The organism is Serratia sp. J2 (genome assembly GCF_046269175.1).
Classification (GTDB): Bacteria; Pseudomonadota; Gammaproteobacteria; order Enterobacterales; family Enterobacteriaceae; genus Chania; species Chania fonticola_C.
The window spans coordinates 28,557-46,261 of sequence record NZ_JBKABN010000011.1; the positions used below are offsets into that span (position 1 = coordinate 28,557).

The window sequence follows — 17,705 nt, forward strand, 5'->3', positions numbered from 1 at the left end:
AGAGAGGTAAATGTGATCTCTGGCACGGGAAATCATACTAGCGTATTGTGGCACAAATTGGTGTATTCAGGGAGCATTGCGATGACCTTAGACTGGTGGTTAACCTATCTGCTGACAACCCTTATCCTCAGTCTTTCCCCCGGTTCCGGTGCCATCAACACCATGAGTACCGGCATCAGCCACGGCTATCGCGGAGCGGCAGCGTCGATTGCGGGTCTGCAGGTAGGCCTGAGTATCCATATTGTGCTGGTGGGGATTGGCCTCGGCGCGGTGGTCTCCCAATCGCTGCTGGCCTTTGAACTACTGAAATGGTTTGGTGCGGCCTATCTGGTATGGCTGGGTATCCAGCAGTGGCGCGCCGCAGGCGCGTTGGATCTGCACACTCTGGCAGGCACCATGCCACGGCGCCGTCTGTTTCGCCGAGCCGTCCTGGTGAATCTGACCAACCCCAAGAGCATCGTGTTTCTGGCAGCTCTGTTCCCGCAGTTCATCATGCCCAACCAGCCCCAGGCCGAGCAGTATGTCATTCTCGGCGTCACCACGGTGGTGATCGATATCCTGGTGATGATTGGTTACGCCACGCTGGCCACGCGCATTGCCGGTTGGTTAAAGACCCCGCGCCAAATGCAGCTGCTGAACCGGATTTTTGGCTCGCTGTTTATTCTGGTGGCGGGATTACTGGCAACGGCAAGAAAGGCATGATCGATTGGGCCGAAGCGTTCGGCCCGACGATCATTAACGGGTAAAAATCAGATGCAGGCCAAAACCGGTGAACAACACCCCGGCCAAGCCGTCGATCCATTTCGCCATCCGCTGATAACCCCGGCGCATGGCGGGTAACGCGAAGATGATCGCCACCAGGGTGAACCAGATAAAGGTTTCACCGGTGATCAGAGCGAATAATCCCCAACGCGCTCCGGCCCCTACATCCTCACCGACAAACAGCGAGAATACGCTACCAAAGTAAATGACAGCCTTCGGGTTGGAAAGGTTGGTGAGCAAGCCACGGATAAAGCTGCGGCCCGGCTTGGGTAACGCCACCTTCACCTCTTCTGCCGGAGCAGTTTGCGCATTCTGGCTACGGGCGGAACGCAGCAGTTGCCAGCCCATCCAGCACAGATACAGGCCACCGCCCACCATGATGATCTGGTGCAGCCAGGCCATCTTTTGCAGGATCAGGTTCAGCCCCAGCAGCGCCACACCGGCCCAGACCATGACGCCGAGGGAGATCCCCACCACGCCCATCATCGCCTCGCGACGGGAACGACTGGCTGCGGTTTGCGAAACAAAAAAGAAGTCCGGCCCTGGGCTCATCAGTGCAATCAAATGCACCATCGCCACCGTTAAAAACAACATCAGCATGAGTGATTATCCTTATTCGTCGTCACCGTCGAGGTGAGCGCGGATCATCGCCATAAATGGCGCACCAAAACGTTCCAGCTTACGCTGCCCCACGCCGTTGACGCTCAACAGCTCGCTGGCCCTGATCGGCATCTGTTCGGCCATCTCAAGCAGCGTTGCGTCGTTGAACACCACGTACGGGGGGATGTTCTCTTCGTCGGCAATCGATTTACGCAGCTTGCGCAGTTTGGCAAACAGCTTGCGATCGTAATTGCCGCCGTAGGATTTCTGGTTGGCGCTGCTGCGTACCTTGAAGCTTTGAATACGCGGCACCGCCAGTTGTAGCACTACTTCACCACGCAGCACCGGGCGCGCGGCCTCGGTCAGTTGCAGCGCCGAATGCATCGCAATGTTCTGGGTGATAAAGCCCAGATGGATCAGTTGGCGCAGCACGCTGGTCCAGTGTTCGGTGGTCTGATCGCGGCCAATGCCGTACACCGGCAGCTTTTCGTGACCAAACTCCCGGATACGCTGGTTATTGGAGCCGCGTAGCACCTCCACCACATAGCCAATGCCGAAACGTTGCCCAACGCGACCAATCGCCGACAGTGCCTTGCGGGCATCCTCCAGGCCGTCATAACGCTTGGGCGGGTCAAGGCAGATATCGCAGTTGCCACAGGCCTGCTGTTTGCCTTCACCGAAGTAGTTCAGCAGCACCAGACGGCGGCAGGTTTGTGCTTCGGCAAATGCCCCCATGGCGTTGAGCTTATGACGTTCGATATCCAACTGCTGCCCCGCCGGTTTTTCTTCCAGGCAACGGCGTAACCAGGCCATATCCGCCGGGTCATACAGCAAGATCGCTTCCGCTGGCAGGCCATCACGCCCTGCACGACCAGTCTCCTGATAATAGGACTCGATGTTGCGCGGAATATCGAAGTGCACCACAAAACGCACGTTGGGTTTGTTGATGCCCATGCCGAAGGCCACGGTGGCGACCACCACCTGCAAGTCATCACGCTGGAAGGCTTCCTGCACTTGGGAGCGGCGTTCGTTGTCCAGCCCGGCGTGATAAGCCCCAACGCTCAACCCACGGCTTTGCAAACGTGCGGTGGTGTCTTCCACCTTGGCGCGGCTGTTGCAGTAAATAATGCCGCTTTTACCGCGCTGGTCCTGCACGAAGCGCCAAAGTTGATCGAGCGGTTTGAACTTCTCCACCAGCGTGTAGCGGATATTTGGGCGATCGAAGCTGCTGATCTGGATCAGCGGATCGTCTAGCGCCAACAGGCGAACGATATCCCCCCGCGTGGCTTCATCAGCGGTGGCCGTCAATGCCACTACCGGCATGGTCGGGAAGCGTTGCTTCAGTTGGCCCAGCGCACGGTATTCCGGGCGGAAGTCATGGCCCCACTGGGAAATACAGTGCGCCTCATCCACCGCCAGCATCACCGGCGGACAGTGATCCAACAGTTCGAGGAAGCTGTCCATCATCAGCCGTTCGGGGGCGATATACAGCATTTTGATCTGGCCGCTGCGGCAACCCGCCATTACCTCCAACTGCTGCTCCCGCGTTTGCGTCGAGTTATAGCAGGCGGCGGAAACACCATAGGCCAAGAGCTGATCGACCTGATCTTTCATCAACGAAATCAGTGGGGATACCACCAGCGTCAGTCCATCCATCACCAGCGCCGGGATTTGATAGCACAGCGATTTACCTCCGCCGGTCGGCATCACCACCAGGCAATCCTGGCCGCCGATAATTGCGTTGATAATCGTTTGTTGGCCCGGACGGAACTGCTGGTAGCCGAAGGTATCGCGTAATACCTGCTCTGCCAGCAACTCTCTGTTTATCACTGCTGCGGTTGACACACACTTCCCCATTTTTCTTTACGGCGGCGCCAATCTGGGCACCGCTATCTGGACGGCAAATTACATAATATCGTTAAGCATGACACCAACACCCAGCCGTGTCTGCTTGAAGTTGTAATCAATCATCGATTCACCGTAGCCGCTGAACACCTGGGTATAAAAACGCACATGGCTGGTAATTGGGTAGCTCCAGCCCAACTGCGCGCCGCCATACCCGCTATTCCAGTTGTATTGGCCTTCGGCACTGAACACGCTTTCCCCCAAGGCATAGCCCACCGTCAGGCGGTAATAGCCCATGTACTTGGTGATATCCGGGTTATCGTCGTTGCTATCGCTTTCCGAGAAGCGGAACCAGGGTTTGACCTCGACCTGCCAGTCGCCGTTCTGCGCCATCAGACGCGCATAGCCACGGTTCCAGCTACGCGAGGTAGGATCTTCACGGCCGTTGGATTCATGGTTCAAACCCACTTCGATATCACGCAGCGTCCAGCCGGCAAACTTATACGCCGTGGCCCAGCCGACAAAAATTTGCGGTTCGTAGTTGGTTTCACGGAACGGTGAGGATTCGTCGTGGTTAGAAAACTGCCACCAGGAACGTTGGGTGTAAGATGCCCCCAAAACCGAGTTTTCCCCGGCAATGCCACGCCAGATCGGGAATGCCAGACTAAGCTGGAACTTCACCTCATCTTTGCGCGCGTTCTCCGCCCAGTTGTAGGACTTGATCGCTTCTTTGTTCAGATCGCTGGTATCGGTGTAAAGCAGGTAGTTGGTTTCATACGGATAGAGTGTGAACGGGTTATCGTAGTTTTGCAGCATGTTGCCGATGATGCTGCCACGAACTGCCGGTTTATTCAGATTCTTTTGCTCAGTGGCCTCATTGGCCTGCACCACTACTGGCGTAAACAGCATCGCCATCACAATCCCAGACAGAACGCGCATAATTTAGTTCACTCTCGAAAGATAAGGAAAAACCCAGAAATAAAAGCAGGTCATTTTACACACATTGCAGGATTTACCGCACTAGTGAATACATTTATCTGGTGGCTCTGGAAAGCAACAAAAGATAAGCATAAAATCCACAAGTCATTAACCTGGACTGACCAGTACATCGGCTGGCAAAACTCAAATGAAGAAAGGAACTATGTCACACACAACTTTGACCCTCGAGGCCGCCCGCCAGAAGATAGGCGAAATCTTCGTCTATCACATGCCGTTTAACCGTGAATTGGGACTGGAGCTACGCCGCTTTGAGGACGACTTCGTTGAATTGAGCTTTACCAACCAGCCTAAGCTGGTGGGCAATGCCGCCCAGAAAATCCTGCATGGCGGCGTGATCGCTTCCGTACTGGATGTTGCCGCCGGGCTAGCGTGCGTAGGCAGCGTGCTGATGCGTCAGGATCCGCTGATCGAAGAAGAGCTGGCGTCACGTTTATCGCGCATGGGAACAATCGATCTGCGCGTCGACTATCTTCGCCCAGGCCGTGGTGAGCATTTTGTCGCGTCCGCCAGCGTACTGCGCAGTGGCAATAAAGTGGCAGTAGCCCGCGTCGAGCTGCACAACCACGATGGCTTACACATCGCCAGCGCCACCGCCACCTACCTGGTAGGCTAGGGGTGCCAACCGGTTGTGCCACACAATTGTAAGACACAGCCGGTTATCTTCAGTAAAATCACCGTATCTCCTTTTCCCACCCGGTAATCGTCATGGACGCTCAACAGACCCGGCAGGGCATTTTCTTTGCTCTGGCCGCCTATTTTATTTGGGGTATCGCCCCCGCCTATTTCAAGCTGATCCAACAAGTCCCTGCCGATGAGATCCTCACCCACCGGGTGATCTGGTCCTTCTTCTTTATGCTGGGGCTGGTGTCATTGGGCCGCAACTGGCCGCAGGTGCGGGCCGCCTGTAAAAACCGCAAGCGGCTACTGCTGTTGGCCGTCACCGCGCTGTTGGTGGGAGGGAACTGGCTGCTGTTTATCTGGGCGGTGAATAACCACCATATGCTGGAGGCCAGTCTGGGCTATTTCATCAATCCACTGGTGAACGTGCTGCTGGGGATGCTGTTCCTGGGTGAGCGTTTCCGCCGTATGCAGTGGGTGGCCGTAGCCTTGGCCTTTACCGGAGTCTTGGTGCAGCTGTGGCAGTTTGGTTCGCTGCCGATCATCGGGCTTGGCCTGGCCTTCAGCTTTGCCTTCTACGGCCTGCTGCGCAAGAAGATTGCCATTGATGCACAAACCGGCATGCTGATCGAAACCCTGTGGCTGCTACCGGTGGCCGCCATCTACCTATTCCTGATTGCCGACAGCCCGACCAGCCATCTGAGCGCCAACCCCTGGTCGCTGAATTTACTGCTGGTTGCCGCCGGGGTGGTTACCACCGTTCCACTGCTGTTCTTTACCGCAGCGGCCACTCGCCTGCGCCTGTCAACGCTCGGGTTCTTCCAATATCTGGGGCCAACGCTGATGTTCCTGCTGGCGGTCACCTTCTACGGTGAGACCATCGGCCAGGATAAGCTGGTGACCTTTGGCTTCATCTGGGCGGCGTTGGTGTTGTTCCTGTTGGATGCCTTATACCAGCAACGAAAGCTACGTTGATTGCACTGGCTGGGCGTGGTTAGAGATGAATCTGGCCATCGCCGGGCCGGTCAGCAAAATAGTAAACAGCCGCAGCGTCTGCATCGCCATCACAAAGGTCATATCAACCCGGCTGCCTGCGGCGATGATCGCCACGGTGTCCAATCCACCTGGGCTGGTGGCCAGATAGGCCGTCAGCAGATCGACCGGCAGGAACTGGGTCAACATCCACCCCAGCCCACCGCAAAACAGCATCAGCGCGACAATCGATACCACCATCTGCGGCAAGGTGCGCAACGCCAGCAGGAAGATGGCCCGGGTAAAACGCAGCCCGACGCTCCAGCCAATCAGCGTGTAGGCCAGCGCCAGCAGCCATTCGGGCACCTGTAACGCCATGGTGCCGGTAGAATGTAATGCTGCCCCCGCGATCATTGGCAACATCAGCGCACCGGAAGGAATGCGCAGGCGCGGTCCTAACCAGGAGCCGATAACGGCCACGGCCAAAGTACCGGCAAAGCGCCAGTCGAGGGCGGGGAACCACTCCAGAGCGGCGCTCCCATGCCCAGCTTCATCTCCCAGGCCGATACGCGCCACGACCGCTGCTGCCGTCGCGACAAACAGCACGCGCAGATACTGCATAAACGCCACCAGCCGCACATCTGCGCCGAAATCTCCCGCCATCGCTACCATCGCCGATGCGCCGCCAGGGGAAGATCCCCAGGCACCGGTAGGGCCGGGCAGACCACTGAAACGCACCAGGCACCAGCCGGAAACACCGCTCGCCAACAGCGTCGCTATCAGCACCAGCAACACCAGCGGCCAGTCATCCAACAAGGGGGTAAGAATATTGGGCGAAAGGCTTTGGGCAATCATGCAGCCCAAGATCGCTTGTGCCGCAATAAAGAAGGGACCAGGGATGCGCACCGAAGCGCCGAGCAGCCCCATCGCGACGCCGACAATCATCGGCCCCAGCAGCAAGGCAGCAGGAACGTGAAAGGCCTGTAGACCAAATCCCAACACCAGCGAAGCCAGCAGCAGGATCAGCCATTGAATGACGCGCGGGAACTTCTCCATTAAGACGCATGCCTTACGAGCCGATAAGCAATGGGGATATTCTACCCCGGTTTAACGGGCGAAAGAGGGGATCATTGAAGATAAAATGGGGCGGTGGTGTAGACCACCACCCGAAGCGAACGAAAGCCGGATTTAAAGCCAGTTCTTGCGTTTGAAATAGAGATAAGGTGCCAATCCCGCCACGATCATCAGCGCAATCGCCCCAGGGTAGCCAAACGACCAACGTAGCTCGGGCATAAACTCAAAGTTCATCCCATAGCTTGAGGCCACCAGCGTCGGTGGCAGGAACACCACCGATACCACCGAGAAGATCTTGATGATGCGGTTCTGTTCAATGTTGATAAAGCCCATCGCCGCCTGCATCAGGAAGTTGACCTTCTGGAACAGCGATTCGTTATGCGGCAGCAGGGATTCGATATCGCGCAGCACTTCCCGCGCCTGTTCCAGTTGGCTGGTTGGCAAACGCGCCTTGCGCACCAGGAAATTCAGCGCGCGTTGGGTATCCATCAGACACAGGCGCACCTTCCAGCCGATATCTTCCAGCTCGGCCAGCGTGGACAGCGCTTCATCATATTCGTCGCCCTGGTGCCCTTCCATAATGACCCGGCTGAGCTTTTCCAGATCGCTGTAGACGTTTTCGATCTCGTCGGCCAGCTGTTCAATTTTAGTTTCAAACAGATCCAGCAGCAGTTCGTAGGCGTTGCCATCCACCATTCGTAAATTGCGCGCGCGCATCCGGTAAAGCCGGAAAGCAGGCAGTTCGCGTTCACGCAGGGTATACAGACGGCCATCGCGGATAGTGAATGCCACGGTAGAGTTGCCCGCGTGATCTTCGGCGTCTTCGTAGTAGAAAAAGGAGTGGATATGCAGGCCGTCATCGTCTTCGAAGAAACGGGCCGAGGCTTCGATATCATCCAGTTCGGGGCGTGTCGCCAGGCTTTGGCCCAACTCACTTTGCACGCGCTCGCGTTCGCCCTCCTCCGGCTCGACCAGGTCAACCCACAGCGACGAGGTCAGATCCTCTGAGTCATCCAACTCCAGACGGGATAAGCGGCTGTTATCTAATTTAAAAGCGCTTAGCATGTGCCAAAGCTCCCTAATGGTAACGGGGGTAGACAACGCATTGAAGCACAGAAAGCGAGGAAAGTATGCAATACCGGCTCGTTCCAGACCATGAAGAGATCTGACTCGGAGCGACGCTGGGGAGGGTCGCCGACAACCACGAAGGGTATCAGCGCAATGGGATAGCCTTAGAAGTTGTACCTGGTGTCCAGGTCTGTGAGCCAGTATCTACTGGGTGTGTCCAAGGCGTGTGTCCTCATTGAGATTCGTGCGCGCATGTTACGCCGAGAAGAAAAAGCCTGTCAACCGGTTAGGGCGGATAATCGCGCAACAATTCATCACGCTCGCGGCCGGTTTGTAACACACCTGCAACCTTGCTCATGCCTGATGGAAAACCTGGTCGCGATCTCTGACCGCGGCCAGGAATCTTGCTAAGATTAGCACACAGAAATATTGCGGATTGACGACATGAAACAGATTACCGCCCACGATTTGACGACCATGAGCGAACAGGCTGCCACACTGCCACGCCTGCGTGCCCACCGTACCTTGCATGAAGAGTTGAGCGATCCGGTGCAACGCCTGGCGATCGCCATGGAGCCTGGCACCTATATTCGCCCGCACCGCCACCCGCAGACCTGGGAGTTACTCACCCCACTACGTGGCCGTTTCGTAGTGTTGCAGTTCAATGACGAAGGCGTGGTCACCCAACGCACCCTGCTGGGTGAAGAAACCAAGGTGCTGGAGATGCCGGCGTTTACCTGGCATGCCGTGCTATCTGTCGATCCAGGTGGCGTGGTGTTTGAAGTGAAGCAGGGCCCTTATCAGGCGCTCGGTGAAGACGACTGTATGAGTTGGGCTCCACCGGAAGGTGGCGAGGGGATCGAAGCGGTGATGCGCTGGTATGCCACTGCAAAGGTGGGTGACCGTTTCGCTCACTAAATTATTGCCCCCTCACCTTCTCCCACAGGGGGCAGATCGAGTTGGCCTGAAAAAACGGTGATACATCATGGACTTCTGTTGACTCACCTTAGGAGAAGATAAACTCAATTTTTGCTGAGATTATCTTCTTGCTTCCAACAGAGCAGGGACTTTAGCTCCCTCTCCCTGTGGGAGAGGGTTGGGGTGAGGGGATGTTACACCGTTTCCAGCTTGGCGTAAGCTGCTACCAGCCACTTGATGCCTTCACCCTGAAACGCGATCTGCAACCGGCTGTGTTCACCGCTGCCTTCCAGGTTGACGATGGTGCCTTCGCCAAACTTGGCATGGCGCACGCGCTGTCCAAGCTTGTAACCAGTGTCGTTTTCACTGATCGGCGTCCCCATCCGGCGGTGGCTCACCGAGCGGGAGACGCTGGCCCGCAGGCGCACCTCCTCCACACAGTCTTCCGGGATCTCACCGATAAAGCGTGATGGTCGGTGATACACCTCTTTGCCATACAGGCGGCGGGTTTCCGCATAGGTCAGCGTCAATTTTTGCATCGCACGGGTCAGGCCAACATAGGCCAGACGGCGTTCCTCTTCCAGGCGGCCACCTTCGTCCAGCGACATCTGGCTTGGGAACATACCCTCTTCCATGCCGACGATAAACACCTGGCGGAACTCCAGCCCTTTTGCCGAGTGCAGGGTCATCAGCTGTACCGCGTCCTGATAGGCATCTGCCTGTCCCTCCCCCGCTTCCAGTGCGGCATGGGACAGGAAGGCCTGCAACGGCATCAGATCCTGATCTTCATCCTGGTAGCTGTATTGGCGCGTAGCCGTGACCAGTTCCTCAAGGTTTTCGATACGCGCCTGGCCCTTCTCACCCTTTTCCTGCTCATACATGATAAACAGCCCGGAATCGCGGATCACCCGATCGGTTTGCACATGCAACGGCATTTCGGCGGTTTCGTGAGCCAGTGAGTCCACCAGCTCCAGAAAACGCTGCAGGGAGGACGCTGCACGGCCCGCCAGCACCTTATCTTGCAGCAGCGCACGCGTAGCCTGCCACAGCGTCAGTTGGCGGTCTCGTGCCGCCTGGCGCACTACGTCGAGGGTACGATCGCCAATGCCGCGCGTTGGGGTATTCACAACGCGCTCAAAGGCCGCATCGTCGTTACGGTTGGCGATCAGTCGCAGATAGGCCAGGGCATCCTTGATCTCCTGACGTTCGAAGAAGCGCATGCCGCCGTAAATGCGGTATGGCATGGCGGTTTGCAGCAAGGCCTCTTCCAGCACGCGCGATTGGGCGTTGCTGCGATACAGGATGGCACAGTCGTTCAGCGCGCCGCCGTTGTCCTGCCAGGCCTTGATGCGGTTAACCACAAAGCGGGCTTCATCCAGCTCGTTGAACGCACAGTAAATCGATATCGGCTCGCCTTCGGCCCCTTCAGTCCACAGGTTTTTGCCCATGCGCCCGTCGTTATTGGCGATCAGGGTGTTGGCAGCCTTCAGGATGGTGCTGGTCGAGCGGTAGTTCTGCTCCAGACGCACCGTTTCCGCACCGGGAAAATCTTTCAGGAAACGCTGGATGTTTTCCACCTGCGCACCACGCCAGCCGTAGATCGACTGGTCATCATCCCCCACGATCATCACGTTGGCCTTACCCCCGGCCAGCATGTGGATCCAGGCGTACTGGATGCGGTTGGTGTCCTGGAATTCGTCCACCAGGATATTGGTGAAGCGCTCACGATAATGATTGAGGATATGCGGCTTGTTCAGCCACAGCTCATGGGCGCGCAACAGCAATTCGGCAAAATCGACCAGCCCTGCACGATCGCAAGCCTCTTGATAAGCCTGATAGATCCGCAGCCAGGTGGCTTCCACCGGGTTACCGTAGCTTTCGATATGCTGCGGGCGCAGGCCATCATCTTTCTTGCCGTTGATGTACCACATCGCCTGGCGCGGCGGCCATTGCTTCTCGTCAATGTTCAGCGCACGCACGATGCGTTTCAGCAGGCGCAGCTGATCTTCACTATCCAGGATCTGGAAGTCCTGCGGCAGGTTGGCGTCCATATGATGAGCGCGCAGCAGGCGGTGTGCCAAGCCGTGGAAGGTGCCGATCCACATGCCGCCCTGGCTGGTGCCAATCAGGTGTTCGATACGGTGGCGCATCTCTGCCGCCGCCTTGTTGGTGAAAGTCACCGCCATGATGGAGTACGGCGAGCAGTTCTCCACCGCCAGTAGCCAGGCAATGCGATGCACCAGCACCCGGGTCTTGCCGCTGCCTGCACCGGCCAGCACCAACAGGTTGCTGCGTGGCGCAGCCACGGCTTCACGTTGTTTATCATTCATGCTGTCGAGCAGGTCGGAAACGTCCATAGGCACCATTGATTGGTAAAGGGAAAGCCCGCTTCCACGCACTTTCCACTGGGAATTTATACAGAGTTCTGCTGGGATTATAACAATGCTGTCAGCGATGCCAACTGCGAAATCTCAATATGTGGTAGCAGACGGCTGTCAGCCACCTGCATCAGGCTGCGCTGACGGTCGTTGATCCAGCAGGCCTGCAAGCCCGAACGCAGCGCCCCGGCAACGTCGGTGGTCAGGTCATCCCCGACGTGCAGGATTTGTTCCGGCGCCACGCCCAACCTTTCGACCGCCAGTTGATACATATCCTGATACGGCTTGGCGCGGCCATCTGGCCCGGAGCGCAGGACAAACTGGAAGTATTGCTCCAAGCCGCACTGGGCCGGATCGGCATTGCCATTGGTGATCGCCACCAGCGGATAACGTTGCCCCAGCGCCCGCAAGGTAGCGTGAGTGGCTTCCGGCACATCGATCCGGCTACGCCACAGGGCAAAGTTCTGCATGGCGGCATCCGCACCGATGGACGCTTCAGCATCGCGCAGCCCCTGACGGCTCAACGCCAGGTGGACCGCCCGCCAGCGCCATTGGGTAACGTCGTGGTAAATCTCCGGATCCTGTTCACGCAGTTCCTGCCGCAAACGGTGGAAGTCCGCCGACTGGAAGTGGCTCAATCCCGGATGGTAGTTCTGCAAAAAGGCCACCGACTCATGCTCGGTCTGCTTGATCACCGGACGGTTGTCATACAGCGTATCGTCCAGATCGAAAGTCAGCGCGGCCAGCGAGCGTAACGGACGGTAAAAGTGCATCAGGATTTCCCTCGTTTGGCGCGTGGATGCGCGGCATCGTACACGTTCGCCAGATGTTGAAAGTCGAGGTGGGTATAAATTTGCGTGGTGGTCAGGTTGGCGTGCCCCAGCAACTCCTGCACCGCGCGCAGATCGCCGCTCGATTCCAGCATATGGGTGGCAAAGGAGTGACGCAGTTTGTGCGGATGGATATGGCTGTTGACGCCCTGCTTGACGCCCCACTCGGCAAAACGTTTCTGTACGTTGCGCGCCGAGATGCGCTTGCCCTGATTGGAGAGGAACATGGCATCATCCTGCGGCGCGAACAGATCGCGCAGCGCCAGCCAGTGTTCCAGCCAGGTGACCGCCGTACGGCCTATCGGCAATTTACGTTCTTTGCTGCCTTTCCCCAGCACCCAGATTTCACCGCCGCCCAGATCGACATGGCGGCAATTCAGCCCCACCAGTTCGGCCAGACGCAGCCCGGCCCCGTACATCACTTCCAGCATTGCGCGATCGCGAACTGCCAGCGGATCGTTAAGATCGATGTTCAGCAGCTGGTTCATTTCATCGACGTCGATATTCTTCGGCAAATGACGGCCACTGCGCGGTGTGCGGATGCCTTTGGCAGGGTTGGCGCTTATCACGCCCTGGCCGACCAGCCAGTCCAGAAAACTGCGTAATGCAGAAAGGCGCAGCGCCAGGCTGGAAGACTGTAACCCGGCGCGCTTACTCCGGGCTGCCAACTGACGCACTCTGGCGGCATCCAGCATCGGCCATTCACTGATGCCCAGTTCGCCTGCCATGGCGATCAATGCCTGCAGCTGGCGCGAATAGCTGATCTGAGTCAGTGGGCTGAGTTGCCGCTCCACCTTTAAATAACGCAGGAAAGCGTCCACCGGCGGTTGCAGGTTGGCCGCTACGCTGGTCATGCGCGTTCTATCCAGCGTTCCAACAGTTTTGGCAACATACGCGCCAGTTGGCCGAGCATCACGGTGCCCATCCCCTGTTGATAATGTTGAGTATCGCGGCTGCTGAAGATCACCATGCCGAGATCGCCCTGCTCCCCCAACAACGACAGCGCCACGGAGCCAACCTGTTTGGCCTGCGGCAAGAGCAGCAGCAGTTCGGGGCCATTAAGGTTGCCGAGGTAGTGATAGCGATCCCCCAGGCGTTGAATTCGCAGCGGCTCAAACGCCGAGCGCGCCAGGCCAAGATGGGTGAAGTCCGACGGTGCGCCAATATTCCAGCGATCGGCAAACAGGCGGATATTCGCCCCCGCCAACCCAAACCCGCGCGCCCAACGCTGTAAGCGGTTGAGCATATCCTGCAGGCTGCTGGCGGTGGCCAGGTCGGCCTGTAGATGCAGCAGGCTGCCAAACAGCGATTCGTTAGCGCTGGCCTGCTCCATCAGCAAGGTGATCTCTTCTTCCAACTGGGTGATTTGGTTGCGCTGGCGCGCCAGATGCCACTCCACCAACGATACCGTGCCCCGCACCGGGTGAGGCACTCGCATCTGTTCAACCAGCCGCGCATTGCGCATAAAGAAGTCCGGATTCTGCATCAGAAATTGCATCACCGAGTCATCATCAAGCTCAACGCCCGTGGCTATCCGATCGTCAACCTGCTTCATAAGTGAATAAATCCGTCATAAACATGGGTGGCCGGGCCGGTCATAAATAACGGCTCTCCTGGCCCTTTCCAGCGGATATGCAGGCTACCGCCGGGCAGTTCGACATGCACCTCTTCCGCCAGCAGCTCTTGCTGAATGCCCACCGCCACGGCGGCACAGGCACCACTGCCACAGGCCTGAGTTTCACCGGCACCACGCTCATAAACCCGCAGTTTGATGTGCTCACGGCTCACCACCTGCATAAAGCCGATGTTGGCACGTTCCGGGAAGCGATCGTGTCCTTCCAGCACCGGTCCCAACAGCTCCACCTTGGCAGTTTTCACGTCGTCCACCTGCAACACACAGTGTGGGTTACCCATTGAGACTACGCCGCACAGCACTGTATGTTCCGCCGCGCGCATAATGTAGGTCTTTTCCGCTTTGGTGGCGCGAAACGGCACAATCTGCGGATCGAAATTCGGCTCGCCCATATTGACGCACACCAGGTCATCATCGGTGACGCTCAGGATCATGCGCCCGGTCTGGGTGCTGACGCGGATATCACGCTTGTTGGTCAAGCCTTTCAAGCGCACAAAGCGGGCAAAGCAGCGGGCGCCGTTACCGCACTGGGCCACTTCACTGCCGTCAGCATTGAAAATGCGGTAATGGAAATCGAGTTCAGGATCGTACGGCGGTTCTACCACCAGCATCTGGTCAAAACCCACGCCCAGATGCCGGTCGGCCAGACGGCGGATCAGCTCAGGTGAAAAGTAGACGTTCTGTGTAACCGCATCGACCACCATAAAGTCGTTGCCTAAACCGTGCATTTTGGAGAACTGCATATCATACTCCGCTATCTGGACGACGTACCGTCTGATACTTATGGTGGCATCAACCACCCTAAAGGCTCATTACTGATTGATCATCGACGGTTGCTGCTGAGTGCCAGCGGGTTCTTGTTGGTTTTTGCTAACGGTACCTGCACTGGTTACCGGTTGCTCTGCCGGTTTGTCCTTCGGTGGAAAATACAGCGGGCCCTTCAGGCCACAGCCAGAGAGCCCGGCCAGCAAAACGGCCATCAGCGCATAGCGTAGTTGTTTTTTCATTTGCATTAATGCCTGTAATTCATGCGTCCAAGCTCACTATAATCGCAGGTGGATCATGAAAAGCAATAGGAATCGAATATGAACGATAGTGAGTTTCACCAGTTGGCCGACCAACTGATGCTGAATATTGAACAGACCCTGGACGATTTTGATGGTGATGCGGATATCGACTACGAAACCAATGGCGGGGTGATGACGCTAAGCTTCGAAAACGGCAGCAAGATTGTGATCAACCGTCAGGAGCCGTTGCATCAGGTGTGGCTGGCCACCAAGGCCGGTGGCTATCACTTTAACTATCGTGACGAGAGTTGGCAGTGCGATCGCAGCGGCCGGGAATTTTATGAGTTACTGAGTGAAGCGGCCAGCACACAGTCCGGCGAGACGGTCAGCTTTAGCTGAGTTCTGCTGATGGGGCGCAATACTGCGCCCTCAAGCATTAATGCAGTTGGAACTGTTGCTTCAGAGGCTGTGCGGCATTGCCGTCGGCGACCGTGATACACAGGTTCGACAACGCATTGCTGCGGAATGGGATCACCTGGGTGCGCCCATCGAGATGGACTATCTGATAGAACTGCGGCAGGTTGAAGTTGATAAAGCTCGAGCCGTAGGTAAAGCGATCGTGTGAGGAGGAATAGAAACGGCTGACATCGCGCACCAACTCCTCTTTGCTCCCTTCACAATGGTGATAAACCTCAACCCGGTTCGACTCATCCAGAATGTAAATGTTGAAGCCTTTATCATCCGTGGTGTCTTCAAAGAAGAACTGGATAATCCCCTCACTGGCAAAACCATCGACTACCGGTGGCAAATGCACCTGATCGGTTTCTACCTTGATCGACAGACCATGCAGTTTGTTGTTGGAGATAGCCCCATAGAACTCCACGGCGTTTTCCAACTTCTGCACCGACACGCTCAGGCGTTCGAAGAACAGGCCCCAGGTTTGCCCGGCCACACGCACCGCTTTAAACCGGCCCGGCTCCAGGCGAGTGCTGGAAAGACGTAGCTCGATACATTCGGAAACCAGCTGTTGAATGCGGGTACGGATCAGGCCACGCAGGTGCTGGCTGTAGCAGAATACCTCCACCGATTCCGGCGGTGCAGCATCCTGATGCATCTTGCCCAGAATGGTCTTCAAGGCTTCAAGCACCGACTGCTCACCGCTGAAATGCAGGGTACGCACTTCGTTCCATGAGTTGCGGTACAGCAGATCGATACTGCCAACCAGACATTGCTGCTGTTGGCCAAAGCTGAACACGTCCAGCTTGCGGAAATCGAAATGCACCACCTGATTACGGAAGGCCGCCGTCGGGTCGTTTTCCAGGTTGACGATAATCGCCAGATGGCGGATTTCGCACGGGCTGTAGAGCGCTTTCGGCGTCGGAGCGGCCAAGCGCAGCGGGAAATGGTGCGACACGTCGGTAACCAGTTCCTGCAGTTTGGCGGTGTCGCAGATATTGCCACTCTTGATATGCAAGCGGGTGCGTGAGGTGAGCAGGCCGTTGAAGTAAGCCCAGGCCACCAGCTTGTTAAGATAACGGTTATATTCCAGCGGCTGATGGCTGACGATCGAGCTCATCTCCGGTGCCTGGTTATACAGGTACCAGCCGGTGCGGTTGGCGCGGCCAATCGGCACGTGAATAAAGGTCAGGTCGTTTTCTGACAGGTCTGGTGAAATTTGCGGGTTCACCAGCGTCACCTTACCCGGCAGTGCCTCAAAGGCCGCGTACAGTTTACGGGTCAACACTCCGATATCCTGCGGGCTGGCACTGACGCTGAGATTGTTGCGGCGAGCGAAACGGATCAGGTTGCGATAGCTTTGCATCATCGCATCCAGCAGTTCGTTATGGGCTTCGCGCACCCGTTCGATCTTCCAGTTAGCCCGGTTATCGAGGATCTCCAACCGCTCTTCGTCCCAGCCCCACTCACTGACCAGTTGGCTGAGGATTTCCCGCCGCCAACCGATAGTAGCGTTATTGGATTGCGACAGCTTCTCGCAGACCTTCAGATAGAAGCAGCGGCGAACCAGATCAAGGCGGGTGGTATCGTTGATTTCTGTCAGGTAGTGGGTGACGCGCTCCAGCATCATGCAATACGCATCAAGGCCAAAGCAGACGATCTCCCCCTGGTGCAGACGATGCTTGATCCCCATCGCCAGCAACTGAGTTTTCGGGTATTCCCATGAATAGGCTTCGAGCAGCAGCGTTTTCAGCACCGCCTTGTAAGGCGAATCGATGCTCTTATACAGCTGCCACAGGCTGGCACCGAAGTACTCTTCGGCAGAGAGCGTGCTCAATCCACCGAGATCCAGCCACTCATTCGGGGTTAATACCCCCTGAGAATAGAGCGAAAGCACATATTCATCGTAATGCGCTTCCTCTTCGCCCGGCACCATGTTCCACAGGATACGTTTCCCTGCCAGGCGTACGGCCGTGCGGTAGAACTCATCGAGCAACAGAATATGTTGGGTCGAGCCGCAGTCTTCACCGCCCAGGCTGCCACTTTCGTTATGGCGGAAGCGGTTTTCGTCGATCAGGAAGAAGCTGACTTCCACCCCCATCGAGGCCGCCCATTTTTCCAGCAGGCTGCATTTTTGCTGCAGGCGGCTGCGCTCTTCGTTGTCTAGCCAGGATTGGTGGCAGACCCAGATATCCAGATCAGAGGTGCAGCTCTGGCCGATCGAGGAAGTGCTGCCCATGGAATAAAGCGCCGTAATCGGCAGTTCACCCGTGGCCATTTTTTCAAATGGGCTGCCCCATTTGTCTTCTAGATCATTGAGATAAGCTTGTTGGGTTTCATCAGGCGTGTAGATACAGATGCCATGGGGAACGTTACCGTTGAGGTAGCCCGGCATCAGTGGGTGATGGTGGTGCAATAAGGTAGGCAGCAGACTGTAGACCCGTTGGAACGCGGGCTTCATGGCCGCCAGGGCACGATCGACACGTAGTTGGTTGATCGCATCCAGTCTTTGTTTCAGTGTCTCGATGTAGAGGTACAAGACGTC

18 protein-coding genes are annotated in these 17,705 nt (G+C 56.9%); 5 read left to right on the plus strand and 13 right to left on the minus strand.

Annotation, left to right across the window (positions count from 1 at the left end; translation table 11 throughout):
- Positions 1-81: 81 nt before the first annotated feature.
- A complete protein-coding gene (rhtB, locus tag ACKWMY_RS13140) occupies positions 82-702 on the plus strand; it encodes a homoserine/homoserine lactone efflux protein (RefSeq protein ID WP_021181524.1) in 621 nt (206 codons plus the stop codon).
- Positions 703-735: 33 nt separating this feature from the next.
- Here the strand turns inward: rhtB and rhtC are convergent, their stop codons facing one another.
- Genes rhtC through pldA form a run of 3 tightly spaced genes read right to left on the minus strand, consistent with a single transcriptional unit; the run spans position 736 to position 4,146 of the window.
- A complete protein-coding gene (gene rhtC / locus ACKWMY_RS13145; RefSeq protein ID WP_024529543.1) occupies positions 736-1,362 on the minus strand; it encodes a threonine export protein RhtC in 627 nt (208 codons plus the stop codon).
- A gap of 12 nt (positions 1,363-1,374) precedes the next feature.
- Complete coding sequence (gene recQ / locus ACKWMY_RS13150; RefSeq protein ID WP_024529542.1) at positions 1,375-3,207, minus strand: ATP-dependent DNA helicase RecQ; 1,833 nt, start codon at positions 3,205-3,207, stop codon at positions 1,375-1,377.
- Between the two features lie 60 nt (positions 3,208-3,267).
- Entirely contained in the window at positions 3,268-4,146 is an 879-nt protein-coding gene (pldA, locus tag ACKWMY_RS13155; RefSeq protein WP_024529541.1) for a phospholipase A, read from the minus strand.
- 202 nt (positions 4,147-4,348) lie between these two features.
- Between pldA and ACKWMY_RS13160 the strand changes: the two genes are divergently transcribed.
- Both ACKWMY_RS13160 and rarD read left to right on the plus strand, forming a co-directional pair.
- Positions 4,349-4,819 carry a thioesterase family protein gene (locus tag ACKWMY_RS13160; protein ID WP_074030108.1) on the plus strand — a complete coding sequence of 157 codons (471 nt, stop codon included), beginning with the start codon at positions 4,349-4,351 and terminating at the stop codon, positions 4,817-4,819.
- Between the two features lie 92 nt (positions 4,820-4,911).
- Entirely contained in the window at positions 4,912-5,799 is an 888-nt protein-coding gene (gene rarD, locus ACKWMY_RS13165; protein WP_021807769.1) for an EamA family transporter RarD, read from the plus strand.
- On the opposite strand, the gene ACKWMY_RS13170 is transcribed toward rarD, so the two are convergent.
- From ACKWMY_RS13170 to ysgD, 3 genes are all read right to left on the minus strand, one after another.
- Entirely contained in the window at positions 5,791-6,852 is a 1,062-nt protein-coding gene (locus ACKWMY_RS13170; RefSeq protein ID WP_074030106.1) for an AbrB family transcriptional regulator, read from the minus strand. The two genes, rarD and ACKWMY_RS13170, sit on opposite strands and share 9 nt — an antisense overlap.
- A 132-nt stretch (positions 6,853-6,984) precedes the next feature.
- Complete coding sequence (gene corA / locus ACKWMY_RS13175; RefSeq protein WP_024529538.1) at positions 6,985-7,935, minus strand: magnesium/cobalt transporter CorA; 951 nt, start codon at positions 7,933-7,935, stop codon at positions 6,985-6,987.
- A 167-nt stretch (positions 7,936-8,102) separates the two neighbouring features.
- Complete coding sequence (ysgD, locus tag ACKWMY_RS13180) at positions 8,103-8,192, minus strand: YsgD/CorL family protein (protein ID WP_367651464.1); 90 nt, start codon at positions 8,190-8,192, stop codon at positions 8,103-8,105.
- A gap of 190 nt (positions 8,193-8,382) precedes the next feature.
- Here ysgD and ACKWMY_RS13185 point away from each other — a divergent pair, with 190 nt between their 5' ends.
- Positions 8,383-8,856, plus strand: a complete 474-nt coding sequence (locus ACKWMY_RS13185; RefSeq protein WP_024529537.1) for a WbuC family cupin fold metalloprotein — start codon at positions 8,383-8,385, stop codon at positions 8,854-8,856.
- A 194-nt stretch (positions 8,857-9,050) separates the two neighbouring features.
- Here the strand turns inward: ACKWMY_RS13185 and uvrD are convergent, their stop codons facing one another.
- The 6 genes from uvrD to lptM form a co-directional block, all read right to left on the minus strand.
- The gene (uvrD, locus tag ACKWMY_RS13190; protein ID WP_021181533.1) at positions 9,051-11,213 is read right to left on the minus strand and encodes a DNA helicase II; all 2,163 of its coding nucleotides are present in this window, start codon (positions 11,211-11,213) and stop codon (positions 9,051-9,053) included.
- A 77-nt stretch (positions 11,214-11,290) separates the two neighbouring features.
- On the minus strand, positions 11,291-12,007 hold the full coding sequence (yigB, locus tag ACKWMY_RS13195) for a 5-amino-6-(5-phospho-D-ribitylamino)uracil phosphatase YigB (protein ID WP_409486416.1): 717 nt from the start codon (positions 12,005-12,007) through the stop codon (positions 11,291-11,293).
- Entirely contained in the window at positions 12,007-12,918 is a 912-nt protein-coding gene (xerC, locus tag ACKWMY_RS13200) for a tyrosine recombinase XerC (protein WP_409486417.1), read from the minus strand. The genes yigB and xerC overlap by 1 nt, the downstream gene beginning before the upstream one ends.
- On the minus strand, positions 12,915-13,619 hold the full coding sequence (locus ACKWMY_RS13205; RefSeq protein ID WP_024529535.1) for a DUF484 domain-containing protein: 705 nt from the start codon (positions 13,617-13,619) through the stop codon (positions 12,915-12,917). Before ACKWMY_RS13205 ends, xerC begins: the two co-directional genes overlap by 4 nt.
- A complete protein-coding gene (dapF, locus tag ACKWMY_RS13210; RefSeq protein WP_021181537.1) occupies positions 13,616-14,440 on the minus strand; it encodes a diaminopimelate epimerase in 825 nt (274 codons plus the stop codon). Before dapF ends, ACKWMY_RS13205 begins: the two co-directional genes overlap by 4 nt.
- A 69-nt stretch (positions 14,441-14,509) precedes the next feature.
- Positions 14,510-14,704, minus strand: a complete 195-nt coding sequence (lptM, locus tag ACKWMY_RS13215; protein WP_282440812.1) for an LPS translocon maturation chaperone LptM — start codon at positions 14,702-14,704, stop codon at positions 14,510-14,512.
- Between the two features lie 78 nt (positions 14,705-14,782).
- Between lptM and cyaY the strand changes: the two genes are divergently transcribed.
- Positions 14,783-15,103 carry an iron donor protein CyaY gene (gene cyaY / locus ACKWMY_RS13220; RefSeq protein ID WP_024529533.1) on the plus strand — a complete coding sequence of 107 codons (321 nt, stop codon included), beginning with the start codon at positions 14,783-14,785 and terminating at the stop codon, positions 15,101-15,103.
- A gap of 37 nt (positions 15,104-15,140) precedes the next feature.
- Here the strand turns inward: cyaY and ACKWMY_RS13225 are convergent, their stop codons facing one another.
- Positions 15,141-17,699 (minus strand): class I adenylate cyclase, encoded by a 2,559-nt coding sequence (locus ACKWMY_RS13225; RefSeq protein WP_024529532.1) that lies wholly within the window; start codon positions 17,697-17,699, stop codon positions 15,141-15,143.
- Between the last annotated feature and the right edge of the window lie 6 nt (positions 17,700-17,705).

Excerpts from the sequence above, each read along its gene's own strand:
- ACKWMY_RS13160 (WP_074030108.1), top strand. The coding sequence starts at position 4,349 with ATGTCACACACAACTTTGACCCTCGAGGCCGCCCGCCAGAAGATAGGC.
- cyaY (WP_024529533.1), top strand. The coding sequence starts at position 14,783 with ATGAACGATAGTGAGTTTCACCAGTTGGCCGACCAACTGATGCTGAAT.
- ACKWMY_RS13205 (WP_024529535.1), bottom strand. The coding sequence starts at position 13,619 with ATGAAGCAGGTTGACGATCGGATAGCCACGGGCGTTGAGCTTGATGAT.
- ACKWMY_RS13185 (WP_024529537.1), top strand. The coding sequence starts at position 8,383 with ATGAAACAGATTACCGCCCACGATTTGACGACCATGAGCGAACAGGCT.
- uvrD (WP_021181533.1), bottom strand. The coding sequence starts at position 11,213 with ATGGACGTTTCCGACCTGCTCGACAGCATGAATGATAAACAACGTGAA.
- rhtB (WP_021181524.1), top strand. The coding sequence starts at position 82 with ATGACCTTAGACTGGTGGTTAACCTATCTGCTGACAACCCTTATCCTC.
- rarD (WP_021807769.1), top strand. The coding sequence starts at position 4,912 with ATGGACGCTCAACAGACCCGGCAGGGCATTTTCTTTGCTCTGGCCGCC.
- xerC (WP_409486417.1), bottom strand. The coding sequence starts at position 12,918 with ATGACCAGCGTAGCGGCCAACCTGCAACCGCCGGTGGACGCTTTCCTG.
- pldA (WP_024529541.1), bottom strand. The coding sequence starts at position 4,146 with ATGCGCGTTCTGTCTGGGATTGTGATGGCGATGCTGTTTACGCCAGTA.
- ACKWMY_RS13170 (WP_074030106.1), bottom strand. The coding sequence starts at position 6,852 with ATGGAGAAGTTCCCGCGCGTCATTCAATGGCTGATCCTGCTGCTGGCT.
- ysgD (WP_367651464.1), bottom strand. The coding sequence starts at position 8,192 with ATGCGCGCACGAATCTCAATGAGGACACACGCCTTGGACACACCCAGT.
- corA (WP_024529538.1), bottom strand. The coding sequence starts at position 7,935 with ATGCTAAGCGCTTTTAAATTAGATAACAGCCGCTTATCCCGTCTGGAG.
- dapF (WP_021181537.1), bottom strand. The coding sequence starts at position 14,440 with ATGCAGTTCTCCAAAATGCACGGTTTAGGCAACGACTTTATGGTGGTC.
- rhtC (WP_024529543.1), bottom strand. The coding sequence starts at position 1,362 with ATGCTGATGTTGTTTTTAACGGTGGCGATGGTGCATTTGATTGCACTG.
- yigB (WP_409486416.1), bottom strand. The coding sequence starts at position 12,007 with ATGCACTTTTACCGTCCGTTACGCTCGCTGGCCGCGCTGACTTTCGAT.
- lptM (WP_282440812.1), bottom strand. The coding sequence starts at position 14,704 with ATGAAAAAACAACTACGCTATGCGCTGATGGCCGTTTTGCTGGCCGGG.